This is a genomic window from Streptomyces koelreuteriae, from assembly GCF_018604545.1.
Classification (GTDB): Bacteria; Actinomycetota; Actinomycetes; order Streptomycetales; family Streptomycetaceae; genus Streptomyces; species Streptomyces koelreuteriae.
Window position 1 is genome coordinate 8,070,897 of sequence record NZ_CP075896.1, and the last position, 16,751, is coordinate 8,087,647.

15 protein-coding genes are annotated in these 16,751 nt (G+C 71.2%); 6 read left to right on the forward strand and 9 right to left on the reverse strand.

Translation table 11 applies throughout. The features are described 5' to 3' along the window. Positions 1-32: 32 nt before the first annotated feature. From KJK29_RS36300 to hypA, 6 genes are read left to right on the forward strand one after another with little or no spacing between them, the layout of a single operon-like run. Positions 33-1,826: a nickel-dependent hydrogenase large subunit gene (locus KJK29_RS36300; RefSeq protein ID WP_215123468.1), complete on the forward strand. Its 1,794-nt coding sequence runs from the start codon at positions 33-35 to the stop codon at positions 1,824-1,826. Further along, positions 1,819-2,370 carry a NifU family protein gene (locus KJK29_RS36305; RefSeq protein ID WP_215123470.1) on the forward strand — a complete coding sequence of 184 codons (552 nt, stop codon included), beginning with the start codon at positions 1,819-1,821 and terminating at the stop codon, positions 2,368-2,370. Before KJK29_RS36300 ends, KJK29_RS36305 begins: the two co-directional genes overlap by 8 nt. Then, positions 2,367-2,963 carry a DUF5947 family protein gene (locus tag KJK29_RS36310; RefSeq protein ID WP_215123472.1) on the forward strand — a complete coding sequence of 199 codons (597 nt, stop codon included), beginning with the start codon at positions 2,367-2,369 and terminating at the stop codon, positions 2,961-2,963. Before KJK29_RS36305 ends, KJK29_RS36310 begins: the two co-directional genes overlap by 4 nt. A gap of 42 nt (positions 2,964-3,005) precedes the next feature. Then, complete coding sequence (locus tag KJK29_RS36315; RefSeq protein ID WP_215123473.1) at positions 3,006-3,212, forward strand: hypothetical protein; 207 nt, start codon at positions 3,006-3,008, stop codon at positions 3,210-3,212. A 34-nt stretch (positions 3,213-3,246) separates the two neighbouring features. Further along, complete coding sequence (locus KJK29_RS36320) at positions 3,247-3,444, forward strand: hypothetical protein (RefSeq protein WP_215124632.1); 198 nt, start codon at positions 3,247-3,249, stop codon at positions 3,442-3,444. Between the two features lie 7 nt (positions 3,445-3,451). Beyond that, a complete protein-coding gene (gene hypA, locus KJK29_RS36325; protein ID WP_215123475.1) occupies positions 3,452-3,808 on the forward strand; it encodes a hydrogenase maturation nickel metallochaperone HypA in 357 nt (118 codons plus the stop codon). A gap of 50 nt (positions 3,809-3,858) precedes the next feature. Here hypA and hypE read toward each other — a convergent pair whose 3' ends face one another. From hypE to KJK29_RS36370, 9 genes are all read right to left on the reverse strand, one after another. Then, a complete protein-coding gene (hypE, locus tag KJK29_RS36330) occupies positions 3,859-4,929 on the reverse strand; it encodes a hydrogenase expression/formation protein HypE (RefSeq protein ID WP_285439960.1) in 1,071 nt (356 codons plus the stop codon). After that, the gene (gene hypD / locus KJK29_RS36335; protein WP_215123477.1) at positions 4,922-6,064 is read right to left on the reverse strand and encodes a hydrogenase formation protein HypD; all 1,143 of its coding nucleotides are present in this window, start codon (positions 6,062-6,064) and stop codon (positions 4,922-4,924) included. The genes hypE and hypD overlap by 8 nt, the downstream gene beginning before the upstream one ends. Continuing rightward, positions 6,061-6,342, reverse strand: coding sequence for a HypC/HybG/HupF family hydrogenase formation chaperone (locus KJK29_RS36340; protein ID WP_215123478.1), 282 nt, complete (start codon positions 6,340-6,342; stop codon positions 6,061-6,063). Before KJK29_RS36340 ends, hypD begins: the two co-directional genes overlap by 4 nt. 3 nt (positions 6,343-6,345) lie before the next feature. Further along, a complete protein-coding gene (hypF, locus tag KJK29_RS36345; protein ID WP_215123480.1) occupies positions 6,346-8,670 on the reverse strand; it encodes a carbamoyltransferase HypF in 2,325 nt (774 codons plus the stop codon). Continuing rightward, positions 8,667-9,434 carry a hydrogenase nickel incorporation protein HypB gene (gene hypB / locus KJK29_RS36350; RefSeq protein WP_215123482.1) on the reverse strand — a complete coding sequence of 256 codons (768 nt, stop codon included), beginning with the start codon at positions 9,432-9,434 and terminating at the stop codon, positions 8,667-8,669. The genes hypF and hypB overlap by 4 nt, the downstream gene beginning before the upstream one ends. A gap of 49 nt (positions 9,435-9,483) precedes the next feature. Next, positions 9,484-10,071, reverse strand: a complete 588-nt coding sequence (locus tag KJK29_RS36355) for a hydrogenase maturation protease (protein ID WP_215123484.1) — start codon at positions 10,069-10,071, stop codon at positions 9,484-9,486. After that, a complete protein-coding gene (locus KJK29_RS36360; protein ID WP_215123486.1) occupies positions 10,068-11,804 on the reverse strand; it encodes a hydrogenase maturation protein in 1,737 nt (578 codons plus the stop codon). The genes KJK29_RS36355 and KJK29_RS36360 overlap by 4 nt, the downstream gene beginning before the upstream one ends. A gap of 77 nt (positions 11,805-11,881) precedes the next feature. Then, a complete protein-coding gene (locus KJK29_RS36365) occupies positions 11,882-13,378 on the reverse strand; it encodes a family 43 glycosylhydrolase (protein ID WP_215123488.1) in 1,497 nt (498 codons plus the stop codon). Next, positions 13,375-16,635 carry a discoidin domain-containing protein gene (locus KJK29_RS36370; RefSeq protein ID WP_215123490.1) on the reverse strand — a complete coding sequence of 1,087 codons (3,261 nt, stop codon included), beginning with the start codon at positions 16,633-16,635 and terminating at the stop codon, positions 13,375-13,377. Before KJK29_RS36370 ends, KJK29_RS36365 begins: the two co-directional genes overlap by 4 nt. Positions 16,636-16,751: the final 116 nt, after the last annotated feature.

Consider the following 16,751-nt stretch of genomic DNA (forward strand, 5'->3'; position numbering starts at 1 on the left):
CACACCACCGACAGCGAGGGGCAGTACCACAGATGACGACCACCGAGGCCCGGCCCACGGAGCGCAAGCCGCCCCAACTCGTGGACATGTCCTGGGATCCGATCACCCGGATCATCGGGAACCTGGGCATCTACACGAAGATCGACTTCGCCAACCGGGAAGTCGTGGAATGCCACAGCACCTCGTCGCTGTTCCGCGGCTACTCGGTGTTCATGAAGGGCAAGGACCCGCGCGACGCGGGCTTCATCACGTCCCGGATCTGCGGCATCTGCGGCGACAACCACACCACCTGCTCCGACTACGCCCAGCAGATGGCCTACGGCGTGAAACCGCCCCCGCTCGCCGAGCACATCGTCAACCTCGGCGAAGCGGCGGAGTACATCTTCGATCACACGATCTTCCAGGACAACCTGGTCTTCGTGGACTTCTGCGAGGCGATGGTCAAGGCCACCACCCCCAGTGTGCTGGCCCGCGCCGAACGCACCGAGGCGCCCCGCGGCGAGACCCACGGCTACCGCACGATCGCCGACATCATGCGCGCCTTCAACCCCTTCGAGGGCGAGGTCTACAAGGAGGCCCTGAAGGTCAGCCGGATCACCCGCGAGATGTTCTGTCTCATGGAGGGGCGGCACGTCCACCCCTCCACGCTGTACCCGGGCGGTGTCGGCACGATGCCGCAGCCGACCGCCTTCACCGACTACCTCAGCCGGCTCATGCGGGTCATCGACTTCGTGAAGAAGTCCGTCGCCATGAACGACGACGTCTTCGACTTCTTCTACGAGGCGATGCCCGGCTACGAGGAGGTCGGCCGCCGCCGCACCCTGCTGGGCTGCTGGGGCGCCTTCCAGAACCCCGCGACCGTCGACTACCGCTACGAGACGATGAACTCCTGGGGCAAGGACATGTACGTCACCCCCGGCATCATCGTCGACGGCGAACTGGTCACCAACAACCTCGTCGACATCAACCTCGGCCTGCGCATCATGCTGGGCAGCTCGTACTACGAGGACTGGGTCAACGAATCGCCCTTCGTCACGCACGACCCGCTCGGCAACCCCGTCGACATGCGCCACCCGTGGAACCAGACGACCGTCCCGGTGCCGCAGAAGCGCGACTTCGACGACAAGTACAGCTGGGTCATGAGCCCGCGCTGGTACGACAAGCGGACCGACGCGCACCTCGCCCTCGACACCGGCGGCGGCCCGCTCGCCCGCCTGTGGTCGACCGCGCTGAGCGGCATCGTCGACACCCCGTACGTCAAGTCCACCGGCCACAGCGTGCGCATCTCGCTGCCCAAGGGCGAGTCGCTGCCGGAGACCACTCTGGAGTGGCGCATCCCGAAGTGGAGCAACACCATCGAGCGCGACCGCGCCCGGCCGTACTTCGTCGCGTACGCGGCCGCGATGGCCCTCCAGTTCCTGGAGGAGGCCATGGGGATGGTGCGCGCGGGCGAGACCAAGGTGTTCGAGAACTACGAGGTGCCCGACGAGGCGATCGGCTGCGGCTTCCACGAGGCGGTGCGCGGCGTCCTCTCCCACCACCTGGTGATCAAGGACAAGAAGATCGCCAACTACCACCCCTACCCGCCCACCCCGTGGAACGCCAGCCCCCGCGACATCTACGGCACCCCCGGGCCGTACGAGGACGCCGTCCAGGGCCAGCCCATCTTCGAGGAGAACGGGCCGGACGAGTTCAAGGGCGTCGACATCATGCGCACCGTCCGCAGCTTCGACCCCTGTCTGCCGTGCGGTGTGCACATGTACGTCGGCAAGGGCAAGACGCTGACCACCCTGCACTCGCCGACCTACGGGGCGAACCATGGCTGAGGCCGCCGGAGCGCGGCTGGCCGACCCGGAGGTGGAGGCCCGGCTCGCCCGGCTCGACGACCTGCTGGAAGGCCTGGAGTCCGCGCCCGGCCCCACCACCCGCTCCGCCACCGAGGCGGTAGCGCTCCTGACCGAGGTCTACGGCGAGGCACTGGCCCGCGTCATGGACCACGCGGACGGGACGCTGGCCGGGAACCTGGCCGGAGACGAACTGCTGGGCCATCTGCTGGTCCTGCACGACATCCACCCCGAGCCCGCCGAGCGCCGGGCGGCCCGTGCCGTAGAGCGGCTGCGGCCCGCCGTCCAGGAGCGCGGCGGCGACGTGGAGTGGGCCGGGGTGGAGGGGCGGGTCGGCCGGGTGCGCCTGACGTCGGGCGGCGGATGCGGCTCCGGCTGCGGCGGCGGAGGATCCGAGGTCACCGACGCGGTCCGGGCCGCGGTCCTCGCCGTGGCTCCCGAGCTGACGGCGGTGGAACCACTGCCGAGCACGCCGGCCCCCGCGTTCGTACCGCTGACCACCCTGACGACCCGGGACGCGCGGTGACCACCGACGGGGCACTGGCCCGCCTCATCCGCTCCTCGGCCGACCGCACGGCGGCGGCCGCGGAGGAGGTGTGCGACCTGTGCGCCGCGCCCCTCGCCGACGAGCACGCCCATCTGCACGACGCCGGGCAGGATGAGGTGCGCTGCGCCTGCCGGCCCTGCTCGGTGCTGTTCGCCGAGGCCGGGGCGGGCGACGGCCAGTACCGGCTCGTGCCCCGGCGCCGAATCCGGCTGCCGCATGTCGACACGGCGGTCCTGGGCGTACCGGTCGGTCTGGTCTTCTTCGTCCCCCGGGCGGACGGCACCGTCACCGCGCAGGGCCCGAGCCCGGCGGGGGCCATGCGCTGGGAGGTGGACGCGGCGGCCTGGCGGGAACTGGCCGGGACGGTTCCGGAGCTCGCCACCGTGGAACCCGAGGTGGAGGCCCTGCTGGTCAACACCGTCCACGGTCTCGACCACCACTGGATCGTGCCGGTCGACGACTGCTACCGGATGGTCGCCGTCGTACGACGGGAGTGGCGCGGCCTGTCCGGCGGAGGCCGGATCTGGCCGGTCGTCGAGCAGTTCTTCGAGGACCTCACCGAGCGGCCATGAGCACGCACTCCGAAGGTCGGAGGCGAGGAAGGAGAACACCCCATGGGCAGCATCAGAGTGGGCCGGCCCCAGGCGAAGCCCGACACCCCCGGGCATGTCGCCGGACTGCACCAGGGCAACAAGGGACGGTACGCGGAGCAGAAGGGCCACCACGAGGACGGCACCGCCGACGCGCGCCGCTCCACGGGGATCCACTGGAAGCGGCATGACGCCCTCGTGGAGAGCATGCCGAACATCTCGCCGGGATGAGAGCCGTTCCCGGACGGAGCAGGGAGTCGTCGCAATGAAGGTCAAACGAGCACGCAGACCCGTCGCCCGCAGACGCGACGGGATGAGCGGACAGCGGGTGCTGAAGGCCGAGGCCGTCCTGGTGGGCGGTGCGGTGCTGGCCCTGCTGTGCTGGGAGTGGCCCAGCCTGAGGCGGGAGGCCCGGATCTGGCGGATGTCCGGCGGGCTCCGCGCGGGCAAACGGTATCCGTGAGCCGGCCGTGCACGAGCTGTCGATCGCGACCGCGATCATCGAGCGGGCCGACGAGCTGGCCCGGGCGGACGGGACGGACGCCGTCTCGACCGTGACCGTCCGGGTCGGCGAGCTGGCGGGCGTCGTCCCCGACGCCCTCGGTTTCGCCTTCGAGGTGGCCCGCGACGGCACCGCCCTCGCGGGGGCCCGGCTCGTCGTCGAGCAGGTCCCCGGGCAGGCCTGGTGCGGCCCGTGCGCCGAGGAGTTCCCGGTGGGCATGCCCCCGTTCTTCTGGTGCCCGCGCTGCGACCAGCCCTCCAGCGACCTGCGCAGCGGCCGGGAACTGGAGATCACGGGCATCGAGCCCGCACCGGCCTCGGCATAGCGCGCGTGGGCCCCGCCGAGACCTTCGGCGGGGCCCACGCGCATGCCCGGTCAGCAGATGCGCGGCAACTGCTCGCCGAGCGGCAGATCCACCACCCGTGTCCCGCCCAGACCGGTGGCGACCACCACCATCCCGGGGTGCTCGGCGACGCACTCGCCGATGACCGTGGCCCCGGCGCCCTGCGGATGGGCCCGCATCGTCGCGAGCACCTCGTCCGCCGACGACGGTGGCACGAAGGCGACCAGCCGGCCCTCGTTGGCGACGTACAGGGGATCAAGCCCGAGGAAGCCGCAGGCGTTCGCCACGGCGTCCGGCACCGGAACGGCCCGCTCCTGGAGCCGGACCCCGGTCCCGGAGGCGCGGGCGATCTCGTTGAGGGACGCCGCGAGGCCACCCCGGGTGGGGTCGCGCAGCACATGGATGTCCGGGGTGACGGCCAGCATCGCCGCCACCAGATCCGCCAGCGGCGCGGTGTCGCTGGCGATCTCGACCCCGAACTCCAGCCCCTCCCGCACACTCATGATCGCCACCCCGTGCAGACCGATCGGCCCGCTGACGATCACGGCATCACCGGGCCGCGCGCGCTGCGGCCGGATGTCCACCCCGTCGGGCACGAGCCCCACCCCGGCCGTGGTCACATACACCCCGTCGCCGTGCCCGGACTCGACGACCTTGGTGTCACCGGTGGCGATGGTGACCCCGGCAGCCTCGGCCGCAGCCCCCATGGCGCGCGCGATCCGTCCGACGACGCTCAGCTCCACGCCCTCCTCCAGCACGAAGGCTGCGGAGAGGTAGGCCGGCCGGGCGCCGCTCATCGCGAGATCGTTGACCGTGCCGTTGACCGCGAGGTCACCCAGGCTGCCGCCCGGGAAGAACAGCGGCCTGACCACGTAGGAGTCGGTGGAGAACGCCAGCCGCGCGCCGCCCAGTTCGAGGACGGCGGAGTCGGCGAGAGCAGCCAGCGTGGCGTTGCCGTAGGCGGGGACGAAGACCTGCTCCATCAGCTCCGCCGACAGCGCGCCTCCGCCGCCGTGGCCCATCACCACCACCGGCTGGTCGCGCAGGGGAGCGGGGCAGGTCCAGTTCGCCGGGTCGACGGTGTCCGCGAGTTGTTCAGGCAACGGGGTTCATCTCCTCCCGCGCGGCCCGCTCGGCCTGCGGTGTCGCGGCGTTCATCCGGCGGTACAGGTAGTAGGCCGCGCAGGCGCCCTCGCTGGAGACCATGGTGGCGCCGAGCGGGGTGCGCGGGGTGCAGGTGGTGCCGAACGCCTCGCACTCGGTGGGCTTGATCAGCCCTTGGAGCACTTCGCCGCTGCGGCACTCGGCGGGCTCCTCGGTGCGGATCCCGGTGACGTCGAAGCGGTGCTCGGCGTCGTACGCCCGGAAGGCGTCGGTCAGCCGCCAGCCGCTCAGCGGGATCGGCCCGATGCCACGCCAGTTCCGGTCGGTGACCTCGAACACCTCCTCGATCATGCGCACCGCCGCCGGATTGCCCTCCTCGCGCACGGCACGCGGGTAGGCGTTCTCCACCCGGTGCTCACCGCGCTCCAGCTGCCGGACCGCCAGGCGGATGCCCTCCAGGATGTCCAGCGGCTCGAAGCCGGTCACCACCATCGGCACCCGGAACCGCGCGGCCAGTTCGGGGTACTCCGCCATGCCCATCACGCTGCACACATGCCCGGCGGCCAGAAAGCCCTGCACCCGGCAGGCGGGCGCCGTCATGATCGCCTCGATGGCCGGGGGCACCCGCACATGCGACACCAGCAGGCTGAAGTTGTTCAGCCCGAGACGCCGCGCCTGGTGCACGGCCATCGCGTTGGCGGGGGCCGTGGTCTCGAAGCCGATCGCGAAGAACACCACCTCCCGGTCCGGGTGGCGGCGGGCCAGTTCCAGGGCGTCGAGCGGCGAGTACACCACCCGTACGTCGCCGCCCTCGCCCTTGACCCGGAACAGGTCGCGGTCGGTGCCCGGCACGCGGAGCATGTCGCCGAAGGAGCAGAAGATCACGCCGGGCCGCGAGGCGATCTCCAGCGCCTGGTCGATGACGTCGAGGGGCGTGACACAGACGGGGCAGCCGGGGCCGTGGATCAACTCCACCTGCTCGGGCAGCAGTTGGTCGATGCCGTGCCGGATGATCGAGTGGGTCTGCCCGCCGCACACCTCCATCAGGGCCCACGGCCGGGTGGCGGTGGCGCGGATCTCGTCCAGCAGGCGCCGGGCCAGCCCGGGGTCGTTGAACTCGTCGATGTACTTCACGCCGTTCCCGCCTCCTTCGCCGCCTGCTCCCAGGCGTCCCCGAACTCCTCCTCCAGCAGACCCAGTTCCTCGAAGAGCTTCAGCGAGGCCAGGGCCGACTCCTCGTCCAGCCGCTGGAGCGCGAAACCGACGTGCACGATGACGTACTCACCCACCCGCACATCGGACACGTACTCCAGGCACGCCTGCTTCTGCACTCCGCCGAAGTCGATCAGCCCGGTGAGCGGTTCCGAACTGTCGTCGATGGACACGACCTTGCCGGGCACTGCCAAACACATGGGTCACTCCTCCTGTCGTAGGTGCGCCGCGACCACCAGCTGGCCGAGGGCCAGCCCGCCGTCGTTCGGCGGGACTTCGCCGTGGCGGAGCACCGCGAAGCCGGCTTCGGCCAGCAGCCGCGCGCACTCCTCCTCCAGCAGCGCGTTGGCGAAGACCCCGCCGCTGAGGGCGACGGTCGCCAGGCCGGTGTCCTGACGCGCACGCCGGCAGACCTCCGCGACGGCCCTCGCCACCGCACGGTGGAAGCGGGCGGCGAGCACGGGGGCCGGGGTGCCGCGCCGCAGATCGGCGACGAGGGCGCTCAGCACGGGCGCCGGGTCGTACGCACCGGCGGTGAAGCCGAAGTCGTAGGCCGAGGTGCCCTCGCCCCAGGCCGAAGCGGCGGCGGCCTCCAGCTCCAGGGCGGCCTGGGCCTCGTACCCCGCGCGATGGCACACGCCGACCAGGGACGACACGGCGTCGAAGAGCCGGCCCATGCTGGAGGTCGCGACACAGGCCACCCCGCGCGTCAACTGACGGTGCAGAACGGCCAGTTCCTCGGACGAACAGGCGGCCGCACTGGGCAGATCCGCGTCCCACGCCAGGCCCGCCGACCACAGCCGGGCCAGGGCCAGGCGGCAGGGGTTGGCCACGCCCGCGTCGCCGCCGGGCAGCGGGGCGGGGGCCAGACGGGCGAGGCGCCGGTAGCCGGTGTAGTCGGCGAGCAGGATCTCGCCGCCCCAGACCGTGCCGTCGTCGCCGTAGCCGGTGCCGTCGAAGGCGACACCGATCACGGGCGCGGTGCCGTCGAGGCCGTGCTGGGCCATCGTCGAGGCGATGTGCGCGTGATGGTGCTGGACGAAGACGGGCGCCAGCCGGTGGGCTCGCCTCCGTGCCCACCGCGCGGAGTGGTATCCGGGATGCCGGTCGGCGGCGACGAGTTCGGGGGTGATGCCGGTCAGCGACCGCAGGTGCGCCTCGGCCCGCCGGGCCGCCTCCAGGGTGGTCAGCTCGCCCATGTCCCCGATGTGCGGCCCGAACCAGGCGTGGTCGCCCTCGCCGAGGCACAGGGCGTTCTTCAGATCCCCGCCCACGGCGAGCGTCGGCCGCACCGGGACCGGCAGCCGCAGCGGTCGGGGCACATACCCCCGGGAGCGGCGCAGCACCTGCTCGGTGCCGTCGGGGCGTACCCGCAGCAGCGAGTCGTCGCAGGGCGAGGAGATCGGCCGGTCATGGGCGAGCCAGGCGTCGGCCAGACCGGCCAGCCGGGTCAGTGCCTCGTCGTCGTCCGTGACGATCGGTTCGCCGGAGCGGTTGCCGCTCGTCATCACCAGCACGCGCGGGCCCGGCGGATCACCGGGCAGGCCGAACAGCAGGGTGTGCACGGGCGTGTAGGGCAGCATGACGCCGAGGTGCGGGCTGCCGGGACAGACACCCGGCGCGAGGCCCGCCCGCTCCGCTCGCCGCCGCAGCAGGACGATGGGGCGCCGGGCGCTGGTGAGGGCGGCCAGTTCAGTCGTACTGGGGTCGGCGATCCGCCGTACGGCGTCGAGGTCCGCGCACATCACCGCGAACGGCTTGCCGCCGCGCGCCTTGCGGGCGCGCAGCGTCTCGACGGCCCGTGCGTCGGCGGCGTCACACGCCAGGTGGTAGCCGCCGAGGCCCTTGACGGCGACGATCCGCCCGGCGGCCAGCAGCGCCCGCGCCCCGGCCAGGGCGTCGGCGTCCCGCGCCGGGCGGATGTCGCTGCCGGAGGCGGGCAGCAGGCGCAGCCGGGGGCCGCAGTCGGGGCAGGCCACGGGCTGGGCGTGGAAGCGCCGGTCGCCGGGATCGCCGTACTCCCGGGCGCAGCCGGTACACATCGGGAAGCCGGCCATGGTCGTGACCGCCCGGTCGTACGGCATGCCCGTGGCGATGGTGAAGCGGGGCCCGCAGTGGGTGCAGGTGACGAACGGGTGCCGGTGACGGCGGTCGGCCGGATCGGCCAGGTCCCGCAGGCAGTCGGGGCAGGTCGCCGTGTCGGGCGGGAGGAGGGTGCGGCCGGGGGAGCGGTCGGTGGAACGGATGCCGAAGGCGTCGTCGGCGCCGCTGACGGGCAGGTCCTCGAACCCGACGCCGGTGACCGTGGCCAACGGCGGCGGCTCCTGGGCCAGCCGGTCGCAGAAGTCGGCGACGCCCTCCGGCGGTCCCTCCACCTCGATGAGGACACCGCTCGCCGTGTTGCTCACGAACCCGGCGAGCGCGAGATCGGTGGCCAGGCGGTGCACAAAGGGGCGGAACCCCACGCCCTGCACCGTGCCGCGCACGGTGACGCGACGGCGCACCGCCTGAGCGGCGGGCGCCGTCACGAGACGAGGCCGGCTTCGGTGCCCTCGTGGGAGTGGGAGTGGGAGTGGGAGTCGGAGTGCGAGTGGGAGTGCGGGCGGGGCGCCAGAGGAGGCCGGTGCACAGGGGCCCCGTCCCGTACGGCGAGCACCCGCTCCAGCAGCGTGTCGACACCGTCGTCGGTCCGGGCGCAGGAGAACAGCAGCTCCACCCCGGGGTTGACCCGCTGGACATTGGCGGCGAAGGCCGCCTGGTCGAAATCGGCGGGCCCGGCCAGATCGACCTTGGTGAGCACCACCAGATGGGCGGACCCGAAGGCCGTGGGGTACTTCAGCGGCTTGTCCTCGCCCTCCGTCACCGCCATCAGCACGATGCGCAGGCGCTCGCCGAGATCGTAGGAGGCCGGACAGACGAGGTTGCCGACGTTCTCGACGAACAGCAGCGAGGTGCCCTCGGGCAGCCAGCTCTCCACATGGCCGCGCAGCTGCCGCGCCTCCAGATGGCACAGCCCGTCCGTCAGCAGCTGCTTCACCGGGGCCCCCGAGCGGGCGAGCCGGTGCGCGTCGTTCTCGGTGGCCAGGTCGGCGGTGAGCGCGGCCACCGGAAGCCCCCGCTCCACCGCCCTGGCCAGCACCCGCCCGAGCAGCTCCGTCTTGCCGCTGCCCGGGCTGGACAGCAGGTTGACCACGCTCACGCCCCGCCGGGCCAGCTCCTCGCGCAGCCCCGCGGCCAGGGAGTCGTTCTTCGCCAGGACGGCCTGGGTGACCTCGTCCACGGAATCGCACATGGAGCCGCTCCTCGCGGTCGGTAAGCACATCGGTAGGGAAATCAGTCCGCTACCGATCCTCCGCGCCACCGCTCACCGTGCCCGGCAGCCCGGCCGACGACAGGGCGGCGGATTCCTCCGGGCGGCTCAACGTGGGCGTGGCAGCCGGGTCCGTGAGCAGCTCCGGGACCATGGTGTGCAGCGCCGCGACGGCCCGCCCGACCGCTTCGCGCACCGTCGCGCTGATGCCCGGCGCGATGTCCTCGTCGGCGGGTGCCCGCAGCTCGGGCTCGCAGGCCAGGACGAGGACACGCGGCAGCGGCTCGTCGCCCAGGTGGGCGGCCAGGGCGAGGACCTTCGCCGGGTCCATGCCGTGCGCCTCGGGCGGGGCGCCCCCCGAGGCACCGTCGGGCAGGTCCGGCTCGACCAGCGACAGGGTGCCCGGCGCGTGTCCCCGTACCGCCGCGTCGACCAGGACGGCCGTGTCGTAGCCGTCGAGCAGTTCGTACGCCAGATCCATCCCGCGGATGCCGAAGTCCCGCACCCGCACCTCGGGCGGCAGCGGGTTCCGCTCCAGGGCGCGGATCACCTCGGGGCCGAAGGCGTCGTCCGCGAGGAAGATGTTGCCGACCCCGGCGACGAGCAGCCGCGCACTCATCGCGCACCTCCCAGGGGCCGCGGGGAGCCGGTCGGAAGCTTGCGGACGAAGGCCGACCGCAGCGCGTGATACGGGGCCTGGCGGTCGAAGAGGATCGTGCGCATGCGGGCGAGTTCGGTCCGCCGGTACTCGGCCAGCGGGCGCTGCAGCTCGTCCGAGTGCCGAGCCGTGGTCTTCGCGGTGATCCGGCCGGCGAGATCCGGGTCGTCGGCGAGCGCGGCGGCCAGCCGCTCGACCTCGGGCGTGAACTCGTCCGGCCGGGCGGGCACCAGACGATCCACCAGCCCGATCCGCGCGGCCGTCGCCGCGCTCACCGGCAGCGCCTCGCTGGTCAGCCGCTCGGCCGTCTCGGCTCCCACACGGCGCGGCAGGGAGTACGTCCAGAACTCCGAGCCGTACAGGCCCATGTTCCGGTAGTGCGGATTGAGGACGCTGCCCGTGCGGCACCACACCTCGTCCGCGGCCAGGGCGAGCATGACGCCGCCGGCCGCCGCGTTGCCGCCGAGGGCCGAGACCACCAGCCGGTCGGTGGTGCGCAGCACGGCCTCGACCAGGTCGTTCATGGCGTTGAGGTTGGACCAGGACTCGCCCGCCGGGTCGCTCGACGCCTCGATGACGTTGAGATGGATGCCGTTGGAGAAGAAGTCGCGGGCGCCGCCGAGCACCAGCACCGAGGTGGGGCGGCTGAGCGCGTACCGGTAGGCGGCCAGCAGCCTGCGGCAGTGGGTGGTGCTCATCGCCCCGCCGGGGAACGAGAAGCTCACGAAGCCGACCTCGCCCTGCTGCCGGTAGCGGATGTCGGTCCAGGTGCTGCGGTCCGGGGGCAGCTCGAGCGGCGCGGCGATCTCGGGCAGCCAGTGCGGGCGGTCGCTCGAGATCGGCATGCCGTGGGATCCGGGCGGGGCCGGGAAACCGGCCAGGACGGAGGCCGCCGGGCGGCGGAACGGCGCCGGGTCGCCGGAGCTCTTGAGGGGGCGCAGCTCCGGGATCCACACCGCGCCGTCCCGGGTGGCCCGGCAGACCGCGCCGGACCGGGTCGCGAGCAGTTCCCCGGGCTCACCCCGCAGCCGGTCCTCGGGATGCCCGCCGTGCAGGAACACCTCCCGGCCGCAGATCTCGTCCCGGACGCCGGGCTGCGAGTCGGCCCCGCGGAGCTTGCGCAGCACCGTCCGGGTGGTGTCCCGCTCCCAGTCGATCCGCCGCCGCTCCTGGCGGAAGAAGTCCCGCCACACCACGTCGACCCCGGGCTCGCTCTGCGGACGCGGCTTGTACGAGCCGTCGGCGTAGCGCCGCACGGCCTGGAGGACCGCGGCGGTCGCGGCGTCGGCGACCTCGCCCCCGTACATGCTGCTCTTGCCCGCCGGCGGCACGGTGAAGGACCCGTCCGCCCACACGTCGCCCGCGTCCATCGCCGCCTCGGCCTGAAGCACCGTCACACCCCACTCGGGCGCCTCCTGGGCGATCGCCCAGTCCAGGGAGGACGGCCCCCGGTCGCCGGGTGGCCCCGGGTGCACGATCAGGCAGGTGTGCTGCTGCCACACGTCCTCCGGCAGGGCCGTCTTCAGCATCGGGGCGACGACCAGGTCCGGACGCACCTCCTGTACGGCGGCCCGGACCGCGTCGGCGCCGTGCGAGGCGAGGACGACGTCCACCCGGTGTCCCTCGTCCGACAGTTCCGCGTACACACGCTGGGACAGGCTGTTGAACGCGCTGGCGACAAGCAAGATGTCCATGACATGGCATGCTCGCCGTTCGGACGAGGGCCGAGAAGGACCACCGCGGCGTTTCGCGGCCCTCGCCCGCTTCCGGGCTACTCTCCCGACGGTGCGGTCAGCGGAACCCCCAGGCCGACCGGGGTGCCGAAGTTCGGTGTCCCGTCGGCGTTCCAGGTGAATTTCTGTGCCCTGGTCGAGCGGTTCATGTCGCAGCCGCCGCCCGCGGAGCTGTTGGCGTGGTACACCATCCAGTCCTCTGTGCCGTCCGGCGACTTGAAGAAGCCGTTGTGGCCGGGGCCGTACACCCCGGTGGCGTTGGACCGCTGGAACACCGGGTTCGGTGACTTGACCCAGGAGGAGGAGCTGAGCGGGTCGCCGCCGTTGTAGGTGAGCATGCCCAGCTTGTAGTCGGGTGTGGAGCAGTGGCTGGCGGAGTAGACGATGAAGGTCTTCCCGTTCCGCTGCAGCACCTCGGCGCCCTCGTTGACCGCGCCGCCCACCGTCTCCCAGCCGTATGTGGGGGTGGAGAGGATCCGGCGTGTGCCGCTCGCGGTCCACGGGTTGGACAGCGGCCGGATGAACATCGGCTGCGAGCCGTTGTAGAAGGTACCGAGCAGATACAGCTTGCCGTTGAGCTGGAGGATGCCCGGGTCCAGCTCCCAGGTGTTGTCCTGGGACGGGTCGAGCAGATCGGCCTTGAAGGTGTAGGGGCCCATCGGGTCGAGTCCCGCGCTCTCCAGGACATGGATCCGCTGGGTGCCCAGATCGAAGGGCTCCCGCCCGGCCGTGTAGTAGAAGTACCACCGCTTGCCGTTCGGGCCGTCGAGCAGATGGAACTCCGGGGCCCACATCGTGCCCGCCCCGTTCGGCCTGGTCAGATTGAAGATCACCTGTTCCGTGGCCGTGGCGAGGCCGCCCAGCGTGCGGGACTTGCGCATGGTGACCGTCGAGTTCCACGTCGTGGTGGCGAGGTAGTAGTAACCGTCGTGGTAGGTCAGCCAGGGGTCGGGGCCGCGCTGGGCGATCGGGTTGGTGAAGGTGCCCGGGCTCGTGCCGCCGCCGGTGAAGCCGGCCAGACGCCACACCCTGCCGTTCGCGGCGGAGCACGGCAGCTGCACCAGGCCGGTGTTCGACGCCGACGAACCCCCGCTCGGCGTCACGCACTTGCCCGAGGCCGTGGAGACCAGGTTGAAGGCCTTGTCGGCGCCGCTCACCGGCACCAGCCGCCACTGCTGGTTGGTGCCACCGTGGCAGGGCCACTGGATGACCGTGGCGTTGTCCGCGGTGGACGCGCCCGACACGTCGACGCACTGCCCGGACTGCGTGGTGATGGTGTACGTGTCACCCGAACCGGACCCCGAGACCGGCGCGAAGCGGAAACTCTGGTTGGCGCCGGAACCGCACGCGAACGCACGCAACTGCGTCCCGTTCGTCGACGAACCACCCGGCAGATCAAGGCAGTTGCCGCCGTTCTGGTTCACCCCCGTCGACGTGAACGCGACGGCGGCGGCAGCGGGCTGCGGTGCCGCAAGGAAGGCGACCATCATGGTGAGGACGCCGAGGAGCGCGGACAGACATCTGAAACGGGTCACGGGCCGTACACCTTCGCTTCGAGGAGGCCGACGGAGTTGTTGCCGTTGCTGGTGAGCTGCACACGCAGTCGTGTGGTGTTCGTCGCGGTGAACGTGACCGCGTTGTACTGGTTCTTCGCCACCGGGTAGCCGCTCGCGCCGGGCACGTCGACATAGGCGCTGCCGTTCCAGTACTGGAGCTTCCACGAGGCGGGCATGTCGATGCCCTGGTCGTCGTCGAAGAAGTACACCTCGGCCTTGTTCACCGTCTTTGCCGACGGCCAGGTCAGCTCGGCCCACTGCTGCCCGCTCTCCGGCCAGGTGCCCCAGCGGGTGTTGACGGTGTCGTTGGACGAGGGCGGATCGACCCCGTCGTTGATCGCGGTGACGCTCTCCCAGGAGGAGGTGTACGAGGCGGACGCCGTCGCGGACGTCGCCAGGTTGGCGGGTGGCTGGGCGCCGCCCCGGTTGTGGACCTTGATCTCGGTGAGGCCCGTCTTCGCGCCGGAGGCGTTGGTGGCCAGGACCCTGATGCGCTGGGCGCTGATCGCCGGGAACCGCACCAGGTTGTAGTTGGCGCGGGGCGCGGCCGGGCTCTTGGTCTGGCCGTCGGCGTTCACCCAGGACGTGCCGTTGTGGTACTGGATCGTGTACGAGGACGGCGCCCGGTAGGTCGTACTGGCGGGGCGGCTGTCCTTGAAGTACAGGCGCACCTCGTTGAGCGTCCGGGCGGTGCCGAAGTTCAGCTCGTACCAGTCCTGGCTGTTCGAGGAGCCGCCCGCGCCCCAGAACGGCTCATTGGTGGGAAGCCCGTCGACCGCGCCCGAGACGGCGCTGCCCGACCCGGTGTGGGAGGCGGACGCGGTCGCGCCGGAGGCGAGGTTGGCCGGGTCGCCGGTCAGGTCGACACCGGCCTTGGCGAGCATGTCGACCATGCGGGGACTGTCCTGCACGACCTGGTGGGGGGCCTTCAGCCCGGAGACGGCCGTGCGGTGGGTGACCGTGCCCTTCGTAGTGACCTCGCCGCTGGCCGGGTCCCAGGTGAAGGGCACCAGGGAGCTGACGGTGGCGGCCCGGGTGCCGTTGACGTAGATCGAGTAGCCCTCCGGGATACCGGGGTAGCGCACCACGCCGTCGGCCGGGTCGTCCCAGACGACGGACAGGTCGGCGCCCCGGTAGCGCAGGTTGTTGACCGTGAAGTGGGACCAGCCGATGTCGATGGGGGAGAGCTCCACCTTCGCGTCGCTGCGCGGCCGCAGCCCCGCCACGTCCTCGATCACCGTCCAGTTGCTGCTGCCGAGGATGTTGTGGTGGATCCACGAGCGGTAGTTGACGGAGCTGCCGTTCCAGTCGGCCCAGAACTCGTTCGCGTCCGGCCACTGGGTGTTGCCGCCGACGTACTGCGCCCAGGTGTTCCAGTAGAGGAGCTTCTTGTAGTCGGTGGCGCTCATCCAGGAGTTGGAGTAGTTGCGCAGCACCGAGGAGTACAGCCGGAACTGGACGGTGGAGTTGATGGTGGAGAAGTTGTTGGAGCCCGGCTCCCCGGCCTCGGCCGCCGCCTTCTTGTCGACCTGGTTGGCCGTGTAGAACGGGAAGATCGGGTACTGGGCCGGGTCGTCGAACAGCCGCAGGGCCTGCTTGTACGTCGCCGTGTCGGGGACGGCGCCGACCGAGAACGGGTAGTAGTTGTTGATCTCCTTCCAGGGCACCCACTCGTTGGTCGACTTCAGCCGGTGCTCGAACAGCTGCCGGTTGGGGTTCCAGAGCACGTTGACGATGGCGTCCTTGATCTGGTTGGCGAGGGTGCGCATCTCGCTCGCCTTGGCCGTGTTGCCGGTCGCCTCGTAGGCCTGCGCGGCGGCCAGCGCCCCGCTGTACTGGTAGGCGGACTCGGCGCGGTCCATGGTGCCGGGCTTCCAGTGGAAGGAGACGGCGTCGGCGTCATTGCCCGTCAGAGCGCCCCAGTCGTACTCGATGAGCTTGTTGTTGTCACGGTCGTAGTGCGCGAGCTGGCCCTTGACATCGCCCTCCGCGTAGCGGGCGAGGCTCGCGGCGATGCCCGGCTGGCCGCCGTGGATCTGGTAGCTCTTCCACGCCGCCTCTGCGATGTACTGGGTGTAGCTGTTGGACCAGTTCTCCGGGTCCCCCGGGTTGTCCAGGAACCGGCCGCCCTTGGAGGTCTGGCCGACGCTCAGCCAGTCCCCGTAGGCGTACGACGGATCGCGCAGATACTTCAGATCGTCGATGTGCATCGGCTGGGTGAGCGCGATGGCGTTGTTGTAGCCGAGGACGCCCTCGGTCGAGGTCGGGAACTGGAAGGTCTGCCCGGGGATGTCGGCGTCCAGGTGGTTGAAGCGCATCAGCCACCAGCGGTAGTAGATGTTCTTCTTGATCGCGGGCTCGGGCACGTCGATGTACGGCACGTTCTGCGCCCACCACCGGTTGTAGGCCCGGACATGGGTGGCGAACGCGGTGGCCGCCGAGTAGCCCGCGTAGGCGTCGTACTCGCTCCGCGACTCGGGGATCTCGTCGGTGACGAAACCCATCACGACCTTCGCGGTCACCGTGGCACCGGCCGCGACCGTCACGGACCGGTTGAGGCCGCCGCTGGAGACGGCGAACCCGTCACCGGTCAGCCGGGGGCGCAGCGTCGTGAGGTTGTTGTAGGCGTTGACCTGCCCGGTCAGCTCGCTGCCGCTGCCCGAGGTGGTGTAGGGCGAGGTCGCCCGCAACTGGAGAGTGGTGGCGGACGAGCCGTTGTTCTTGATCGACAGGTTCGTCACGGCCACGTTGCTGTCCGTGATGAACTTCGTCTGGTCGACCGTGACCGAGCCGCTGGTGTGCACGCTCTTCCAGTGGCTGGGCGTCTGCCGGCGCTGCGCGACCTGCTCGGTGAAGGTCCCCGGGGTGACCGCGACGGTGTAGGCGCTGTTGCCGTTGATGTTCTCCCAGTAGGCGACCTTGCCGCCGAAACCGAACCGGGCCGGGTCGTGCTCCTTCATGAACAGTGCGCGTCCCCGGCTCATCAGCCAGGGCCCGGCCGGATCGTTGCCTGAGCGGGCGAGCAGCCGGTCCATCCAGAAGTCGGTCCCCGAACTCTCCGCGTCGTAGATCGCCCGCATCATGTCGCCCGAGGTGTGGGCGACGGGCGGGGCGGGGATCGCGGGGCCGCTGAAACTGGGGAAACCGATGGTCTGCGCCGCCGCGGCCGGGGTGGCGGGGACCACGCAACAGACGGCGAGTACCAGTGCGGCCAGGAGGGTCTGCGGTCTTCTCATCGGAGCTCCCTGTCCGGACCTGCAGAGCACGGAAACGACCTAAAAGGTTTTCGCAACGTAGAAGTGAGCTGATGAAGTGTCAAGAGTATTGGGAGCGCCCTGAGTTGGAAAACCTT